The 20,624-nt window shown below is 36.2% G+C and carries 10 protein-coding genes; all 10 read left to right on the forward strand.

Translation table 11 applies throughout. The features are described 5' to 3' along the window. Position 1: 1 nt before the first annotated feature. Positions 2-1,354, forward strand: coding sequence for a sulfatase family protein (locus tag LG651_RS06755; RefSeq protein ID WP_226695372.1), 1,353 nt, complete (start codon positions 2-4; stop codon positions 1,352-1,354). A 114-nt stretch (positions 1,355-1,468) separates the two neighbouring features. Beyond that, positions 1,469-3,316: an arylsulfatase gene (locus LG651_RS06760; protein ID WP_226695373.1), complete on the forward strand. Its 1,848-nt coding sequence runs from the start codon at positions 1,469-1,471 to the stop codon at positions 3,314-3,316. 12 nt (positions 3,317-3,328) lie between these two features. Then, a complete protein-coding gene (locus LG651_RS06765) occupies positions 3,329-4,819 on the forward strand; it encodes a sulfatase-like hydrolase/transferase (RefSeq protein WP_226695374.1) in 1,491 nt (496 codons plus the stop codon). Positions 4,820-4,991: 172 nt separating this feature from the next. Next, the gene (locus tag LG651_RS06770; protein ID WP_226695375.1) at positions 4,992-7,619 is read left to right on the forward strand and encodes a carbohydrate-binding protein; all 2,628 of its coding nucleotides are present in this window, start codon (positions 4,992-4,994) and stop codon (positions 7,617-7,619) included. A 12-nt stretch (positions 7,620-7,631) separates the two neighbouring features. Then, positions 7,632-10,250 carry a carbohydrate-binding protein gene (locus tag LG651_RS06775; RefSeq protein ID WP_226695376.1) on the forward strand — a complete coding sequence of 873 codons (2,619 nt, stop codon included), beginning with the start codon at positions 7,632-7,634 and terminating at the stop codon, positions 10,248-10,250. A 4-nt stretch (positions 10,251-10,254) separates the two neighbouring features. Continuing rightward, positions 10,255-12,864, forward strand: a complete 2,610-nt coding sequence (locus LG651_RS06780) for a carbohydrate-binding protein (RefSeq protein WP_226695377.1) — start codon at positions 10,255-10,257, stop codon at positions 12,862-12,864. Positions 12,865-13,224: 360 nt separating this feature from the next. Then, positions 13,225-16,473: a SusC/RagA family TonB-linked outer membrane protein gene (locus LG651_RS06785; protein WP_226695378.1), complete on the forward strand. Its 3,249-nt coding sequence runs from the start codon at positions 13,225-13,227 to the stop codon at positions 16,471-16,473. Positions 16,474-16,485: 12 nt separating this feature from the next. Next, entirely contained in the window at positions 16,486-18,372 is a 1,887-nt protein-coding gene (locus LG651_RS06790) for a RagB/SusD family nutrient uptake outer membrane protein (protein ID WP_226695379.1), read from the forward strand. Positions 18,373-18,404: 32 nt separating this feature from the next. Beyond that, the gene (locus LG651_RS06795) at positions 18,405-19,649 is read left to right on the forward strand and encodes a DUF4959 domain-containing protein (RefSeq protein WP_226695380.1); all 1,245 of its coding nucleotides are present in this window, start codon (positions 18,405-18,407) and stop codon (positions 19,647-19,649) included. Positions 19,650-19,668: 19 nt separating this feature from the next. Further along, complete coding sequence (locus LG651_RS06800) at positions 19,669-20,442, forward strand: DUF4998 domain-containing protein (protein ID WP_226695381.1); 774 nt, start codon at positions 19,669-19,671, stop codon at positions 20,440-20,442. Positions 20,443-20,624: the final 182 nt, after the last annotated feature.

Genomic DNA, 20,624 nt, shown 5'->3' on the forward strand with positions numbered 1-20,624 from the left:
TATGAGAATTATATCCTTAACGTTTTTGTCGGTTTTCTTATTGATTTGTAGTTGCAAATCGGCTCCAACTGAAGCACCACAAAAGCAAACCAATGTCGTAATTATTTACACCGACGATTTGGGTTACGGCGATTTATCATGTTATGGCGCACAAGGATACAGCACGCCAAATTTAGATAAAATGGCAAGTGAAGGTATGCGTTTTACAGATTTTTCGGTGTCTAGTTCAATCTGTTCACCATCGCGTGCTGGCCTGTTAACAGGGCGATATGCCGAACGCTGGGGGTATGAGAACGGTGTGTTTTGGCCATACAGTCAAGATGGTATGCCAGCTACCGAAGTTACTATTGCCGATATGCTTAAAAAACAAGGATATGCTACGGGAATGGTTGGTAAGTGGCATTTAGGTCATAAGCCAGAATTTGCACCAACGGCACAAGGATTTAATATGTATTACGGTATTCCGTTTAGTAATGATATGTGGCAAGATCCAGAAATGCCTGTGGCAAGTCATGTAGTTTTTAACGAAGGTTATAATTTAGATGATTTTAAAACCAAAAATCCGAAGAAAAAATTCAGAAATAAAGTGCCTTTAGTAGAAGGTAATGAAGTGATTGAGTGGCCAGTAAATCAAGCGTTATTAACTAAAAAATATACCTATAAGGCTAAGGAGTTTATTAAGGCTAATAAAAATGAACCATTCTTTCTTTACATGGCGCATAGTATGCCGCATATTCCGTTATATGCTTCAAAAGATTTTAATGGAACAACAGAACGCGGATTGTTTGGTGATGTTATCTCGGAAATCGATTGGTCGGTTGGTGAAATTTTAAACACGTTAAAAGTGAATGGTTTAGCCGAAAATACCTTGGTGATTTTTGCTTCAGATAACGGGCCATGGATAAGTAAACAGCCTAATGCCGGAAGTGCAGGCGGATTGCGTGATGGGAAATTTTCGCCTTACGAAGGAGGAAGTCGAGTGCCCTGTATAGTTTGGCAACCTGGTTTTGTACCAAAGGGTGTGGTTTCTAATGCGCAAACATCAACTTTAGATGTTTTTCCAACCATTGCTAATCTAGTTCAATCGGAATTGCCAAATAATTTAAAAATAGATGGTTTAAACATCGCTTCGGTTATTTCTGGTGATACAAAAATTCCTGAACGCGACTATTTTTTATATCGTGGAAATGCCATTAGAGTCGGCAATTGGAAATACGTAAAAACTAAAAAGGAAGAACAGCTATTTAATCTTTTAACCGATAAAGAAGAGGTTAAAAACGTAATTAAAGATTATCCAGAGAAAGCAAACCTTTTAAAATCTAAACTAGATTCAATAGCAGTTTCATTACAATAAAATATTTTATGGTGTATTATTTATATGGAATGCATCATAATTTATAATTTTTTTTTACTAGGTAAATACATTTGTAAAACATTATTAAAATTAAATTTAGAATAATTCAACTTCATGAAGCATAGCACAAAAAAATATTTATTTCCTAGAATAATTATAGCCTTGGTTTTTATTGTTGTAAGCTGCAAACCCAACAAAAAAGAATCAACCGAAATACTTAAAACAGATAAACCAAATGTTATTGTGCTTATGGTAGACGATGTTGGTTATGGCGATATCGCAGCCCATGGCAACGAATGGATTAAAACACCCAATATCGATAAGTTACACGATCAAAGCACGCGGTTAACCAACTTTCATGTTAGCCCGACGTGTGCACCAACTCGTGCCGCATTTATGACTGGGCATCATAATTATAGAACTGGTGTGTTTTTTACCATAAAAGGGCGTTCCCTTATTCTTGAAAAAGAAAAAACAATGGCTCAAGTGTTTAAAGATAATGGCTATAATACCGCTATGTTTGGTAAATGGCATTTGGGCGATAATTATCCGTTTCGTCCGCAAGACAAAGGTTTCGATGAGGTGCTAATGAATAATGGCGGGGGCGTAGGACAAACTATGGATTACTGGAATAACGATTATTTTGATGACACCTATGTGCATAACGGAAAGCTAGAAAAGTTTGAAGGCTATTGTACCGATGTTTGGTTCGAAAATGCTAAAAAATATATTGGTGAACATAAGGACGAACCGTTTTTCTGCTATTTAGCAACAAATGCAGCGCATTCACCGTATTGGGTCGATAATAAATATTTAAATCCGTACAAGGATAACGAAAACATACCAAACGCTGCTTTTTATGGTATGATTGCGAATATCGATGAAAATCTTGGCAAGTTAGTCGATTATTTAAAGTCGATTGACTTAATGGATAATACCATTTTAGTGTTTACTTCAGATAATGGTTCTGCTGCCGGAAACAAAATGGGCGAAGGGCAAGATCGTTTAGATGGTTTTATTGCCAAAGGAAATAACGCCGGTATGCGAGGTGTAAAAGCGAGCATGTACGAAGGTGGGCATCGCGTGCCGTTTTACATTCATTGGAAAAACGGTGGTATAAACGTAGGTAAAGATATTAATGATTTAACAGCGCATTACGACATATTTCCAACATTGGTAGAGCTTTGTGATTTAGAATTAAAAGAAGATTTAAAATTTGATGGTTCAAGTTTAGTGCCTTTAATGAATGGCGATAATGCTAATTTCGACGACCGTATAGTTTACGTGAACACACAATTTTCTACCGATCCTGTGCCGTGGAAGCGTACCGCATTAATGCATAAAAACTGGAGACTTGTTGAAGGAACAGAATTATACGATTTAAATACAGACCCAGAACAGCGCACCAATTTAGCCGATAAATATCCTGAAAAAGTTGAATTATATAAAGCGGAATATGATAAATGGTGGGCAGAAATAGAACCTACTTTTGTTGAAAAGCCATTTTTTATTGTAGGTAACGAAGCCGAAAATCCAACAACCTTGTTTTGTCACGATTGGCATAGCGAAACCTTTACGCCTTGGAAACAAGATCACATTCGCACGGGGCAAATAAATAATGGCTTTTGGCGAGTTAAGGTTGAAGAAGCTGGAACTTATACTATAAAATTACGTCGTTGGCCAGAAGAAACACGTTTACCCTTGGGCGCCAAAGCACCGCTTCGTCCAGCACTCGAAGGTACAAGTGTTACGGCCAGTAAAAACAGTAAGGCTTTAAATATTAAAAATTCCAGAATTGAAATTCAAGATATTAAAATGTCTAAACCAGTAAATCTTGATGATGAGTATGTTGCCTATAAAGTAGAGTTGGAAAAAGGAGAAACACATTTAAATACTTGGTTTACTTTAGATGACGGTGTAGAAATTGGAGCTTATTACGCCACAATTGAAAAACAACTTTAATTTAAAAAATGAATGAAAAACTATAATATTATACAATTAGTTTTCTTAGGAATACTTTTAAGTTTATTTAATTGTAAGGATAAATCGGAAGCAAATAATGAAATTGCCAAAGAAAAGAAGCGTCCTAATTTTTTGTTTGTTTTAGTAGATGATCAATCACCTTTCGATTTACAAACCTATAATCCATCGTCAATATTAGAAACACCAACAATTAGTAAATTGGCCGAAGAAGGTATTGTGTTTGAAGAAGCTCGACATATGGGCTCAATGAATGGAGCTGTGTGTACACCGTCGCGCCATATGATTATGTCTGGGCGTACACTTTGGCATTTACCACCAAGTGCGGAATTTCAAAAACAAACCGATCCGCATGAAATCGATGAGCAAACCATTGGTGCCATTTTTAATCGTGCAGGTTACAAAACCATGCGTACTTGTAAAAAAGGCAACTCGTATCCTGGAGCAAATAAGCAATTTACTGTAGTTCATGATGCTACAAAACGCGGCGGAACCGACGAAACAGGAAGCCCTTGGCATGCCAAACAAGTACTAACTTACTTAAACGAAAGAGAACAAACCAAAGAAGACGATCCGTTTTTTATTTACTTTGGGTTTTCACATCCACACGATAAGAGAGATGGTACGCCTGAATTGCTAGACAAATATGGTGCTGTAAATCATCGCGATAAAAATGCCTTACCAGCATTAAACGACAAGCAACCACAATTACCAGAAAATTATTTAGAAAAACACCCGTTTCATCATGGGCATCCTAATTTACGAGACGAAACGCGTGTTAGTGGTGTTTGGGAAAACAGAGATGAAAATACCATTAGAAACGAGTTGGGTAGAGAGTTTGCATGTTCAGAAAATATCGATATTCAACTTAATAAAGTTTTAGCCAAATTAGAAGCCATGGGCGAGTTGGATAATACTTACGTTATTTACACTGCCGATCATGGAATGGCTATTGGTCGTCACGGACTTCAAGGAAAACAAAACTTATACGAGCATACTTGGCGTGTACCGTTTATTGTTAAAGGGCCTAATTTACCCAAAGGAAAACGTGTAAAAGGAAGCGTTTATTTGTTAGATGTGTTACCAACTTTATGCGATTTGGCGAATATTGAAATTCCAGAAACGGTTGAGGGTAGTAGTTTTACTTCGGTTTTAAATGGTGAAACAGAATCTATGCGCGAGGTTATGTACGGCGTATATTGTGGTGGTACCAAACCAGGTATGCGAACCGTTAAAAAAGGAGATTGGAAATTAATTAAATACGATGTTTTAGAAGGGCAAGTAAAAGAAACACAGTTATTTAATTTAGCTGAAAATCCGCTTGAATATTTACCTGAACATGGTAAAGACGGCGAGTTATTAACCAATTTAGCGAACAATCCTAAATATGCCGATAAGCTTGCAGAAATGGAAGCCTTGTTGTTAGAGCAAATGGTGCAGCATGACGACCCTTATCGCTTGTGGAACCAACCACCAATTAACTAGAAGATTTTTTTATTTTTTTGAATTTTAAAGTGTCGTATTTCAAATTTTGATTGCGGCATTTTTTTGTGCTCGGGGTTTTAGAAACATAATTTAAACATATTGAGCAATGATTTAAAGGATGTTGTCTTGCTAATCAATAATATTACACTACCAACTAAACTAAATAATTATTATGACCACTAATTTTACTAAGAAGCTTTTTAGCTTCCTTTTTTTGGCTTTGTGCATAGCGAATTATACAGAAGCTCAACTTGTTCATCCAGGAATTTCACATAAATTATCAGACCTCGACCGTATGAAGGCCATGGTGGAGGCAGGTATAGAACCTTGGGCAACTACGTATCAAAATTTAAGTAGTAATGCAAAAGCACAATACACCTACGCTGTTAATGTCGATCCAGCAATAACTACCGAATATAATAGTACCAGTGATGGCTGGTTTATAAACGATGGTACGGCGGCGTACTATAATGCTTTAATGTGGTATATAACTGGAGACTCTAGACATGCCGAAAAAGCTATTGAAATTTTTAATACCTGGAAAGGTATAAAAAGAAATACCATGACGGTGCCGTTAAGTTCCGGACGTATTTGGCGTATTATTGAGGCTGCCGAAATTATTCAACATACCTACGATGGATGGGCAGAATCCGATATTCAAGAGTTTAAAGATATGTTGGTGTATCCTGGATACTCAAATACTACAGTGCCTACGGCTGCCATAGCAAGTAACGATATTTCATTTTATTGGCGTGTTTATCAAGGTGATCCAGCAAGACACGGTAACCAAGGATTATTTTGTATGCGTACCATGATGGCAATGGCTATATTTTTAGATAATGAAATAATGTACGACAGAGCCTTACGTTACCTGCAAGGTTACACGCATAGAGTTGACGATGTAGCTTACCCATCAGGACCACCAATAAACAATAATCAGTTAGAAGGTTGCGAGTATTTCGATGAATTTACTCAAAACGGATTTGAAACAACAATTACGGATTATGGCTTTAACGAAGTAATTAGTAATTATATTTATGAAAATGGCCAATGTCAAGAATCCTCTAGAGATCAGGCACACGGTCAAGCAGGAGTTTCAACAATAACTGTTATGGCTGAAATGGCTTGGAATCAAGGAGACAATCTATATGGGCATTTAGACAATAGGCCGCTTTTAGGTTTAGAGTTTTACTATCGTTATAACTTAAGTTGGGTTGAAAGTTTTCCAGATCAAACGAGTCCTTGGGAGCCTACGGTGGCGTCGGGTGAATATATAGAACGAACAGACCAATCTGGCCGTTGGAGATCACTAAAAATAAACCCATATTTAGTATGTAGCACAACTGAAGAAGATTGGCACCGCGGAAGGGTAAGCCTTTTAACATCCCCTATTTATGAAATGAACTTAGCGCATTATAAAGATCGTTTGGGGCTGCCTAGTGAGGATTACAAATGGTTGGAAAGAGGTTATGATTACATGACTGCACAGATAGGTGTAGAAGGAGAAGGAACCGTTACAGATCATCCTGGATTTGGAGGTTTAAAATTTAGAAGAGTAAGTCCGGGCGACCCAATTAGTGGTTTCAATAGTAATGGGTTACCAGTATATAAAATGAATGATTTGTCTGTTCCTATTGAAGCTGAAAATTTCGATTATTTCGTATTAGATGGGCAAAATAGAACGTATAGTGATAATTCTTCAGCCAATGAAGGTGGCGCGTACAGAACCGACGAGTCAGTAGATGTAAAAGTAGCCAGCGAAGGTGGTTATTGTGTAACTAATATTGAAGCTGGAGAATATTTAACTTACACTATAAACGTTCCAGCCAACGGAACCTATAACCTAGGAATTCGTTATGCATCAGCTAATGCAAACGGAAACATAAAATTTAATTTAGATGGTGATGATATAACGGGTGAAGTGGCTGTGCCACATGGCGGTTCAAACTCAACAGGACTAACAGATTGGAAAGATTCACAGGTAGCTAGCGAGGTGCATTTAACTAAAGGTGTTAAAGCTTTAAAACTAATGTTTAGTGGTGCAAGTAACGCTTTCGAATTAAATAATTTTAGTATTTCTTTAGTTGAAGCAGATCCAGACCCAGTAAATTTAGCAGTGCTACATGGTGTGGCTTCTCAATCTATCGATTCCGATCCTTGTCCTTATGGCGGTTGTGCAGAATTAGCTATTGATGGTAATACCAACGGAAATTTTGGAGGTGGTTCTGTTTCGCATTCGGCACATGGAACTAGTGGTTCGTTAAAGTGGTGGAAAGTAGATTTACAAAACAATTACAACATTGAAACCATAAATATTTATAACCGCACAGGAGGATACCAAAGCCGATTATCAGATTTAACAGTAGAAATTAAAGACAGCAACGGCAATACGATTTACAGCGAATTTTTTGCAGGATATCCAGATCCATCTTGGACTTTAGATATTGGAGGTGTTGTTGGTCAGGGAGTTATCATATCAAAAACTACAGATACAGGTATAACATTAGCCGAAGTTGAGGTGTTTGGTGTAGATGATGCCATAACATTATCTAATCAAGATTTTAAACTTGAAAATACCGTAACATTATACCCAAACCCAACAACCGATTTATTAAACATAGTAAATGCGCAAAACTCAACAGTATCGGTATTTAACATTTTAGGGAAACAAGTATTAACTCCTTTTGAGGTTAAAGAACAAAATCATCAATTAGATGTAACGCAATTACAGCCAGGTATTTATTTTTTAAAAATTGATAATGGTTTTGGTGCTGTCACTAAAAAAATAATCAGAAAATAAAAATACCAGATCATGAAAATAAAGTGTTATATAAAAATTTTATTATTGGTATTTACTGTTAGTACATTAAATGCGCAATTTGTTCATCCTGGGTTATCTCATAAGTTATCAGATTTAGATAGAATGAAACATCAAGTTGAAGCTAAAATAGAACCTTGGTATTCTTCCTATCAAGATATGTGTGCAAAAAATACAGCAAGTTACGATTATGTTGTTCAGGGAAATACAAGTTTACACGAAGTTTATCGAGACGCCCCTAGAACGAATAAAAATATTTTTGAAGCAGATAGCAGAGCGGCTTATTATAATGCCTTGCGTTGGTATATTGAAGGCGATACAAGATTTGCCGAAAAAGCTATAGAATGTATGAATGCTTGGACAGGGTTAACTTATGTGCAGCATAATGGAACCACGGCGTTAAGCTCAAACATGATTATTATTATGCTTGAAGCAGCAGAACTAATAAAAAACACCTATTCAGGTTGGTCAGAATCAGAGATTCAGGCTTTTAAGGATATGTTGGTTTATCCCGGGTATTCAGATACTACAATTCCTCCAAACGAAAGTACAGAAGGCACTTGGTATTGGCGTGCTTATAAATTCGATCCAGTTAGAGCAGGTAATCAAGAATTATGTGCCATTAGAACAACGATGGCGCTGGGTATTTTTTTAGATAACGAAAAAATGTACGATCGTGCTAAACGATACATAACTAAGTTTCCCGGACGAATTGATGATATTCCTTTTCCAACTGGGCCACATGTTCGAGGTTCGGAAATAGATAGAAATGAATATAGAATTTCATATAACATTACTGTAGGAACTACCGAAAGAGATTTTTATGGTAACGGCGCTTTAACTAATTATGTTTACGAAAACGGACAATGTCAAGAAAGTTCTAGAGACCAAGGGCACACGTCGTTTGGTTTAGGTTTGTTATGTTCTATTGGTGAAATATCATGGAACCAAGGGTACGATCTTTGGGGAAATACAGATAGTAGAATTTTATTAGGACTGGAATATTCTTTAAAATATAACGTGTCTTTTGTGCAATCGTATCCAGATCAAACTACGCCATGGGAGCCAACGGTTTCATCGGGAGAATTTGTTCAAAGAGACGATGCTACGCTCAGAACTCATGGTTTAGCAATTTGTCCTTTTATAGATACAGATGTCACTCGACTAACCAGAGGAACATTTTATTGGGAAGATACTTGGGAGTTGCCAATAGCTCATTATGTTGGTAGAGGACTTAAAACTCCAGATGATTTAAAGTGGACCATTAGAGCTCGAGATTATAGCATTGAAGAAAATGGTAGGTACGAAACAGGGCCTACAGGAGGAGCATATGTTGGATATGGAGGCTTATCGTTTAGACGACCAGATGGTTGCTTTGGCGACCCAATTAGTGGTTTCGATAGTAATGGATTACCAGAATATAAAATGAATGATTTGTCTGTTCCTATTGAAGCTGAAAATTTCGATTATTTCGTATTAGATGGGCAAGATAGAACGTATAGCGATAATTCTTCAACCAATGAAGGTGGCGCGTACAGAACCGACGAGTCAGTAGATGTAAAAGTAGCCAGCGAAGGTGGCTATTGTGTAACCAATATTGAAGCTGGAGAATATTTAACCTACACTATAAATGTGCCAGCCAACGGAACCTATAACTTAGGAATTCGTTATGCATCAGCTAATGTAAACGGAAACATAAAATTTAATTTAGATGGTGAAGATGTAACAGAAGATGTACCCGTGCCTCATGGCGGTTCTAACTCAACAGGACTAACAGATTGGAAAGATTTTCAGGTAGCCAGCGAGGTGCATTTAACCAAAGGCGTTAAAGCTTTAAAACTAATGTTTAGTGGTGCAAGTAGCGCTTTCGAATTAAACAATTTTAGTATTTCCTTGGTAGAAGCAGATCCAGACCCAGTAAATTTAGCAGTGCTACATGGTGTGGCTTCGCAATCTATCGATTCCGATCCTTGTCCTTATGGCGGTTGTGCGGAAAATGCAATTGACGGCAATACCAACGGAAATTTTGGAGGTGGTTCGGTTTCGCATTCGGCACATGGAACCAGTGGTTCCTTAAAGTGGTGGAAAGTAGATTTACAAAACAATTACAACATTGAGACCATAAATATTTACAACCGTACAGGAGGATACCAAAGCCGTTTATCAGATTTAACAGTAGAAATTAAAGACAGCAACGGCAATACGGTTTACAGCGAATTTTTTGCAGGCTATCCAGACCCATCGTGGTTTTTAAATATAGGAGGAATTGTTGGTCAAGAAGTAATCATATCAAAAACTACAGATACAGGAATAACATTAGCCGAAGTTGAGGTGTTTGGTGTAGATAAGGCCGTTACTTTATCACAAACAGATTTTGAGTTTAAAAATGTTGTAAAGGTTTATCCCAATCCGGTAATTAATCAACTTAATATAACTAATGCACAAGATTCAAAGATTACTATTTATAATATTTTAGGGAAGCAAGTTTTACCTACTTTTTTAATTAACCAATATCATCAACAAATTGATTTAAATCAATTAAAAGCAGGGGTGTATTTTTTAAAAATTGTAGGGTTGAATGGTTCTATTACTAAAAGAATAATTAAAAAATAAGTTTATGAAATTAATATCATTTGTTAAAATTGTTTTATTATTTTTTACAGTAAATTTTTTAAACGCTCAGTTTGTTCATCCAGGTATCTCGCATAAACTTTCAGATTTAGAGCGTATGAAATACATGGTTGAAGCAGGTATAGAGCCATGGGCAACAACTTTTCAGAATTTAAGTAGCCATTCTAGAGCTCAATACGACATTCCTATTAACGTTGTAAATGAAGACCCATCTTATGTGATAGAATTTAATGCCTCAAGTGATGCATGGCTAATTAACGATTCCACTACAGCTTATTTTAATGCTTTGATGTGGTATTTTACAGGAGACTCAAGGCATGCAGAAAAGGCCATTGAAGTTTTTACAACCTATAGCACCCTTAGGCGAAATACCCAAATTCCATTAGTGTCGGGTCGTATTGTAAGGTTAATTGAAGCGGCTGAAATTATTAAACATACATATAACGGTTGGTCGGAATCGGATAGACAAGCCTTTGAAGATATGTTAGTTTATCCTGGTTATTCTAACACTACTTTACCAACCGCAGCCATTGCAAGTAATGATGTTACTTTTTATTGGAAAATATACAATGGAGACCCTGCCCGAATTGGAAATCAAGGGCTTTTAGCTATGCGAGTTATGATGGCGATGGGCATTTTTTTGGATAATGAACGTATGTATGATAGGGCAGTACGCTACATACAAGGATACCCGCATCGGGTAGACGATTTACCATATCCTTCAGGACCTGCAATTCGAGGTGCTCTTACTCAGGAATGTGAATTCGGAAGACAATATTCGCTTGATGGATTCGAATCAACTATAGAAGATTATGGTTATAATGAAGTGATAAAAAATTATATTTATGATAATGGGCAGAGTCAAGAGTCTTCAAGAGATCAAGCCCATGCTTTGGGAGGAGTAACCATTATTAACGGGATGTCAGAAATCGCTTGGAATCAAGGAGATAATGTTTATGGGCATCTTGATAACCGTCCGCTTTTAGGTATGGAATTCTATATTCGATATAATTTAAGTTATGAAAAATCATATCCAGATCAACCGTCTCCATGGGAGCCAACCTTCGAATCTGGAGAATATTATCAAAAAACAACACCACATAAGAGAAGAGAATTATTAAAAATAAACCCAGGTGTAGATTGCGATCAAACCAATTGGACACGTGGAATTAATAACCTTAGTCCAGTTTACGAAATGTCCTTAGCGCACTATAGAGATCGTTTGCAAACTTTACCTCCGGAGGATTATAAATGGTTGGAAAGAGGGAATGAGCATGTTATGGAGCAGCAAGGGTATGAAGGACTTACAAGTACCATAGCATTTCCATTATATGGGAGCTTGTTCTACCGTCGCGTAAGTCCTGGCGACCCTATAAGTGGCTTTGATGTAAACGGGCTTCCTGTGTATGAAATGAATGAACTTTCTATGACAATAGAAGCTGAGAACTACGATTATTTCGTTCTCGAAGGTCAAGACCGAACCTATAGCGATAGCGTTTCGGGCAATTCGGGCGGAGCGTACAGAACCGATGAAGCTGTCGACCTAAAAGTTTGTAGCGAAGGCGGCTACAATATTACCGATATTGCTGATGGTGAATGGCTTACCTATACGGTTAGTGTGCCAACCAACGGCAAGTACAATCTTTCCATTAGGTATGCATCTGCCAATGGCAACGGAAAAATTAAGTTTAGTTTTGATGGGGACGAAACCACTCCAGAAGTTACAGTGCCCTTTGGAGGAGCGCATTCAACAGGGTTGACAGATTGGAAAGATCTTAAAGTAGGCAGCGAAGTAAGTCTTGCCCAAGGCGTACATCAAATGAAAATATTGTTTAGTGGGGCTAATAATGCATTTGAGTTGAATAATATCACTGTAGCTTTGGTAGAAGCAGATCCAGACCCAGTAAATTTAGCAGTGCTTCATGGTGTAGCCTCTCAATCTATCGATTCCGACCCTTGTCCTTATGGTGGTTGTGCGGAAAATGCAATTGACGGCAATACCAACGGAAATTTTGGAGGCGGTTCGGTTTCGCATTCGGCACATGGAACCAGTGGTTCTTTAAAATGGTGGAAAGTAGATTTACAAAACAATTACAACATTGAAACCATAAATATTTACAACCGTACAGGAGGATACCAAAGCCGATTATCAGATTTAACAGTAGAAATTAAAGACAGCAACGGCAATACGGTTTACAGCGAATTTTTTGCAGGCTATCCAGACCCATCGTGGACTTTAGATATTGGAGGAGTTGTAGGTCAGGAAGTAATCATCTCGAAAACTACAGATACAGGAATAACATTAGCCGAAGTTGAGGTGTTTGGTGTAGATAAAGCAGTAACATTATCTAATCAAGATTTTGAACTTGAAAACACCGTAAAATTATACCCAAATCCAGCAAGCAATTTATTAAATATTGTAAATGCTCAAAATTCAAAAGTATCGGTATTTAATATTCTAGGAAAACAGGTTCTTGAAAAATATATTCAGCTTAATAAGGATTCGCTAAACATGTCCACCTTAACAAAAGGCGTGTATTTTGTTAGAATAAGTAAAGACGGAGCAAACACGATTAAGAAAGTAATTAAGCAATAGTTTTCTTAAAGAATTAATTGATAATTACTTAGGGTTTTGTTTTTTAATAAGATATATCTTACAATTGGTTTTTAAAACCTTATAATTAAGCAAAAATTCATCATAATTAATATTAAATGAGCGTAAATTTATAACAGTAACCGCCTTTATTAATCATATTTGAATAAGTTTTGTTAACTATTTCTTAACTTTTTATCATTAATACTTAGACTTAAAAATAATCTTAAATAATATGTAAACAAAAAAAAGGAAAACCAAAAAAACAAAGACCAATTAAACTAATTTATTAAACCAAAAAGTATGAATAAAATTTATTCGATAATTTATTCTTTGAGTTTGTGTTATAAGCTAAACTTAAAGATGATCAAGTCTGTACTTGTTTGTTCGTTGTTAATATGTAGCGAATATGTAAATGCAGAGACGTCCTTTGATAGTGTATTAAAAATAATAATTGAAGGGGATGAAAAAAACGAGTTTGAAAAACCACAATCTCAAGTTACTGGAACTGTTCTAGATGAAAATGGTATTCCATTGCCAGGAGTTAACATTTTAGTACAAGGTACAAATAGAGGTGTTCAAACCGATTTTGACGGAAACTTTACCTTACAAGCAGCAAAAGGTGATGTTCTAGTGTTTTCCTATATAGGATATAAAACACAAGAAGTTAAAGTAGGTAATTTTTCATCGGTGAACGTTACCATGATCGAAGATTTAACTGGCTTAGATGAAGTTGTAGTAGTAGGGTTCTCTACGCAAACTAAAGAAGCGGTTGTAGGTGCGATTACGCAAGTAAAACCAGAAGATTTAAAAATACCTTCAAGTAACCTAACAACTTCTTTTGCAGGTCGTGTTCCTGGTGTAATTGCGTTTCAAAGTTCTGGTGAACCCGGTCAAGGATCAGATAATGCTCAGTTTTTTATTCGTGGAGCTACAACCTTCGGAAATTACGCCTCACCGTTAATTTTAATAGATAACATTGAATTAACTGCCGATGATTTGGCAAGAATCTCACCAGATGATATCGAAAGTTTTTCGGTGTTTAAAGATGCAACAGCCACTGCAATTTATGGAGCAAGAGGAGCAAATGGTGTAATTGCTGTAAAAACAAAATCGGGAGAGCTTGGGAAACCTAGAGTGTCTGTTAGATACGAAACCACGTATTCTCAGGCCACCCAAGATTTGGAGTTTGCAGATCCTTTAACGTATATGCGCTTACATATGCAAGCGGTTAATACACGTAACGCATCGCCAAACATAAATATTCCTTTACCGTATTTACAAAATAAGATAGATAATACTATCGCAGGAACAAACCCTTATGTGTATCCTGTTACAAACTGGCAAGATGAGTTATTGCAAGATTTTACAAAAAACCAACGATTAAACTTTAGTGTTTCTGGTGGTGGTAAAATAGCAAGGTATTATGTGTCTGGTTCTATTGCTCAAGATAACGGTATTTTAAAAGTAGATAATCAAGCAAACTTTAATAATAACATCGATAATAAGGTATATAACTTAAGATCTAACATTAATATAGATTTAACGCCAAGTACAGAACTTATTGTACAGCTAAATCAAACGGTTGATGATTACCGTGGGCCAGTGCCTACAGGAAACCAGGTTTATAACATGATTACCAGAACCAACCCGGTTCGCTTTCCAGCCTATTATGCGCCAGATGAAGCTCACGCTACTAGAGAGCATTTATTATTTGGTAATGTAGATACCGGCGAAGGTACTTTAGCTTCTTATTTAAACCCATATGCAGAATTAGTGCGTGGTTACAGAGACTATAGCAGAAATGTAAGTTTATTAAGTTTGCAAATAAAACAAGATTTATCTGGTATTACAGAAGGTTTGCGTTGGAGAGCATTAGGTAACATGACAAGTACTTCTTCTTATAATATTAGAAGACAATACAACCCGTATTACTATGCTATATCAGATAATAATTATGACAGAGCAACAGATACTTATCAATTAACACCATTAAATGCAGATGGTGGTACAGAATATTTAGATTTTGTGCAGTTTCCAAACGATAGAGTTGTAGGTAGAAATATCTATTTTGAAACAGCATTAAACTATGATAGAACCTTTAAAGATAAACACACTGTTAGTGGATTATTAGTAGGTATTGCTCGAGAATCTGTAGATGGTAGTCCAGATAACTTACAAGAATCTTTACCTAGTAGAAATATTGGTGTTTCAGGTAGGTTTACTTACGATTATGATCGCAGGTATTTCATAGAAGGTAACTTTGGTTATAATGGGTCAGAGCGTTTTGCTGAGAAAAACAGATTTGGCTTTTTCCCATCTGTAGGTGGCGCTTGGGTGGTGTCGAATGAAAATTTTTGGAATTGGGATTTAGTAAGTCGATTAAAATTTAGAGGATCTTACGGTGTTGTTGGTAATGCGCAGATTGGTGATAGAAACGATCGTTTCTTCTATTTGTCGGATATTAATTTTAATGGAACAGGGGCGACATTTGGTACATTTGGAGGCGATTCAGAAACCGGTGTTTCTATTAGTAGATATGAAAACCCTTATATTTCTTGGGAACGCGCTTATAAGCAAAATTATGGAGTTGAAATTTATTTACTTAAAGATGCCATTCAATTACAAGCTGAATATTTCAAACAAAAAACAACAGATATCTTACAAACACGTGCCGATATTCCAACATTTTTAGGATTACAGTCTACACCAGTTGCTAACCTTGGTGAAGGTAAATCTGGAGGTTTCGAGTTAACATTATTAGTTAATCATAACTTTAATAAAGACTGGTGGTTACAAGCTACGGCAAATTTTGTAAAAACGCATAGCGAATTTACGGTTTACGAAGAGCCAGATTTATCGGCAACACCTTGGTTGTCTCGTTTAGGTAATCCGTTTAATCAAACTTACGGTTTGGTAGCAGAGCGATTATTTATTGATGAGGCCGATGTGGCTAACTCTCCAGAACAACAATGGGGAGAAGTTATGCCAGGGGATATTAAATATACCGATATTAATGGCGATGGAATCGTTTCAACTTTAGATGTTGTACCAATTGGAGAGCCAACTCAAGCCGAAATAAGTTATGGTTTTGGTTTCTCTTTAGGGTATAAAAACTTCGATATCTCTGCCTTTTTTGCAGGTTTAGATAATGTGTCGTTTTTTATGGACTCTGAGGGGTTAACGCCTTTTGCTGATACCGATGTAAATGGCGATTATTTACCAGGCTCCATAGCAGAAAACCAAATATTACAAGCTTTTGCCGATAGCCATTGGTCTGAGGAGAATCAAGATATTTATGCGCTTTGGCCAAGACTTTCTAGTTATGCTGTTTTAAACAATAATCCAGAAGATGAAAATGGGAATCGTATCCAAAGTACTTGGTGGATGCGAGATGGCGCTTTTATGAGACTTAAATCGGTTGAAATTGGATATAATTTCACACCAGATCAAGGAAAGATTTTTGGTCAAGCGAATGTGCGTTTATACCTAAGCGGAACAAACTTAATGCATTGGAGTAAGTTTAAACTATGGGATCCAGAGTTAAGAGGTAATGGGTTAAACTATCCGTTACAAAGAACTTTGAACATTGGAGCAAGAGTTAACCTATAAAAAAAAAGAATTATGAAAAAAATACATAAAATAATATTTTCTATAGTGTTTTTGTTCGTGTTTTCATGCGAAAACTATATAGATATTGTACCAGATAACGTAGCAACCTTCGATTTGGTTTTTAATAATCGCACCAATGCTAAAAAGTTCTTTTTTACGTTGTATGGATATTTACCAGGGTTTGCCGATTATAATGATAATGTGGCATTAGTTGGTGGCGACGAAATTTGGACACACCAAACTTGGACAGCAATGACCTTTTCACAAGGAGAGCAGTCTAAAGCATCACCATTATTCGATCATTGGGGTGATGGTAACCGTATTACGCCACATATTGCCTTAAGAGATTGTAATATTTTCTTAAATAGAATAAACGATGTGCCAGATATGACACAGGCTGAGAAAGATAGATGGATTGCAGAAGCTAAGTTTTTAAAAGCTTATTTTCATTTTCACCTGTTAAGGATGTATGGACCAATTCCTATTATTGATGAAAACATCGAAGTAAGCGAAGATATTATTTCGGTACGTATAGGTAGAGACACCGTGGATGAAGTTGTAGATTATGTAGTTAGTTTGCTAGACGAATCTATCGCAGGTTTACCTTCTCAAATATTTTTAGAAGGAGACGAATTAGGTAGAGCAACTCAACCTATTGCTGCCATGTTAAAAGCAAAAGTTTTAGCGTTAAGTGCAAGTCCACAATTTAATGGTAATTCGGTTTACGCATCATGGACAGATGATGAAGGGACACCGTACATTAACCAAACTTATGATGAAAACAAATGGCAATTAGCAGCCGATGCTTGTAAGGAGGCAATAGATTATGCTCATGCTGGTGGGCATAGCTTATTTACATTTACTTCATCTTATGATTTGGCAGATGAGACCCTTTATAAAATGAATTTAAGAGGTGCTATTACAGACCGATGGAACGATGAAATTATATGGGGACAAGCCTATAACCCAACAACAAGTAATATTCAAAACGTATCTTTTCCAAGAATTGATCCTGCTTGGGTTGGGCAAACCGCTGGTCAGGTAAATTCATATTACTCAGCGCCGCTGCACATTGCAGAACAATTTTATTCAATTAATGGTGTGCCAATTGATGAGGATACAACTTACGATTATAATGCAAGATACGACATTACACCAGGCGATGAAGCTAATAAGTTTTATGTAAAAGAAGGTTACGAAACTATTGGTTTACATTTAAACAGAGAGCCTAGGTTTTACGCGTCTTTAGCGGCTGATGGTGTATTATCATACGATGTTAACAACGAGGCAGACGATACGAGCTTGTTTCATGTAGATGCTAAAAATGGTGGTGTTTCGGGGTATATTAACGAAAGACAGTATAATCAAACAGGATATTGGCCTAAAAAGTTGGTACATTACAAATCATTTATTGCAAACGATAGTTATACCGCCGAGAACTACTCATGGCCAGTATATCGTTTGGCAGATTTATATTTATTGTATGCCGAGTGTTTAAATGAAGCACAAGGGCCTTCTACGGAGGTGTATCAATATCTTGACGAAGTGAGAGAGCGTTCTGGTTTAGATGGTGTTGTTAATTCGTGGGCGAGCTATTCGTCTAACCCTTCTAAGCCAACAACAAAAGATGGGTTAAGAGATATTATTCACGACGAGCGTTTAATAGAATTGGCTTTCGAAGGACATCGTTTTTGGGATTTAAGAAGATGGTATAAAGCACATTTAGTTTTAAATAGTACCCCAATGGAAGGTTGGAGTTTTTCTAGAGCCACTCCAGAAACCTATTATACAATTGATAACTATGGTTTTACCGAGTTCTCAATACGCGATTACTTCTGGCCAATTTCAGAAGCAGATATTTTAGCAAACCCGAATTTAGATCAGGCGTTTGGTTGGTAATATAAACTAATAAGAATACTAAATTAATTAAGATGAAAAATTTTAAAACGTTTATCGCAATTGCTTTTCTTTCAGTTATATTTAGCTGTGAGGAAGATACGGTTACTTCATTGGTAGCCGATGATGGAATAGCTCCAGGGCCTGTTACTGTAACGGCTAATGCTGTCGAGAATTTTTCAGGTGGTTCAAAAATTACTTATAACCTACCTGATGAAGATGATTTACTTTATGTGGTTGCTGAATATCAAAGAGGTGATGATTCAGAATTAGTAAGTGTAAAATCTTCTGTGTTTAATAATACTTTAATTGTTGAAGGTTTTGCAAACGCACAAGAATATACCGTGAATTTATATGCTGTAGATCAGTCTGAAAACCGTTCTACACCTACAACTGTTACCATTAGTCCAGAAGAACCTCCATACACCTATGTTTGTGAAACTGTACAAGCCGAATCAACTTATGGAGGAATTCAGTTGTATTGGGAAAATCCACAAACAGGGCTGGTAACTATTGAGGTTTATATTGAAGACGAAGGTGGTAATTTAATTTTTAAAGATGCTATTTATACAGAAGGTCCAACTGGTGAACGCCTTGTTTTAGGTCTTGATGCTGTTGAAACTAATTTTGTTTTTATAGTTAGAGATAGATATAATAACAGATGTGGATATATTAGAGAAACACTTACACCGCTTTATATTCAGTTGTTCGATAGAGCTAATTATCAAGCCGTTTATCAAACGCACGATACACCAGATGCTTATGGTTGGATTTTACCAAATACATTCGATGGAGTTATTAGTGGCGGTAACGGCTTTCACTCACCTCCTGGATGGGTTGATCCAGATGGAGAATTACCAGAATATGCCGATTGGTCGTACGATGGAATAGATCTTTACCCATCTATTGTAACTTGGGATATTGGAGAATTAGTGCAGTTATACCGTTTTAAATATTGGCCAAGGCTAGGTAATTATATGTGGCGTCATGGTAATCCTCATTTATTCGATTTATGGGGTTCAGATAAGTTGAATGCGGATGGTTCACTAGATGGATGGACACTTTTATTAGAAAATGCCGGACCTGTAAAACCATCAGGGCAACCTGGTAACGATAATACAACAGAAGACGAAGAAGCAGCAACAGCTGGTTTTAACTTCGAAATTTCACCAGATATGCCAAAAGTTAGATACATAAGATTTGTTCAAAAATTGGCTCAAAATAGAACAAATACACTATTTCATATTAGTGAAGTTGAATTTTATGGAGATAATAGATAAAATTTAAATATTAAAATTTATGATAAATAATATAAAAAATAAACTTATTAATCCTTTTATGCTTGGTGTAGTTTGCGTGTTGCTAGCTTTTTCTTGCGATACCGAATTAACCGAAACTTTTAATGAGTTTATCCCAGAAACTGTAGTAAGTTTGGGAACGCCAGATTCTGTTGCGGTAGTTTCAACAGGTTTAAATAAAGCTATGTTTGAGGTGTTTATAAATTCAGACCCCAAAATTAAAAAAGCCGTTATTGCGCTTTTTGATGATGATGTTACCGATGATGATGATAAAATAGTTGCTACAATCGATATTAATAGAACTATTTTTGCTCCAGAAATTTATTCGGTAGAATTACAATTACCTGAGGGTGGTGCAGAGTATTTTGTGCATTTAGAAGACGAATATGGTAATCAGTCTACTAAATATGATGTTTTTGGTACAGTTTTAGGTGATGAGTATGTTGCAACCTTAGAAGCTAGATCATATTCCGATATACGATTGTATTCTGAAACTGAAGCCATAATAACATGGGATTCTAATAGAACCACTAACGACGATGATGAAGAAGTTGTTGTAAACCCTTTATTGGTAAAAAGCGTTATAACCTATACAAGTAGTGTGGACGGATCTGAGTTAACTGTAGAAGTCGACGAATCGGAAGATTTAACTATTATTCCAGATTTTATATCTGAAGGTATGTTTACTTATACAACCTTTTATAAGACAGTTGCAGATTCTGAATATATTTTTGAAAGTAATCCAACTGAAGGTACTTTTCCAGCCAAAATTTAAGTTTTTTTAAAACTTAAATAATTTAAATCTCTCAAAAAATGCTTTTTTTTTGGGAGATTTTTCTATTTAACTGATTTTTATTGTTTTGTGCGCTTAAATGGGTGTTTTTTTATAGGTTTTGCATAATAATTTATAGGTGAAACAAATTTAGAATACGACTTTTATTGTAACTAAACTTTTTA

Source organism: Neotamlana sargassicola (assembly GCF_020523965.1).
In the GTDB taxonomy this organism is placed as follows: domain Bacteria; phylum Bacteroidota; class Bacteroidia; order Flavobacteriales; family Flavobacteriaceae; genus Neotamlana; species Neotamlana sargassicola.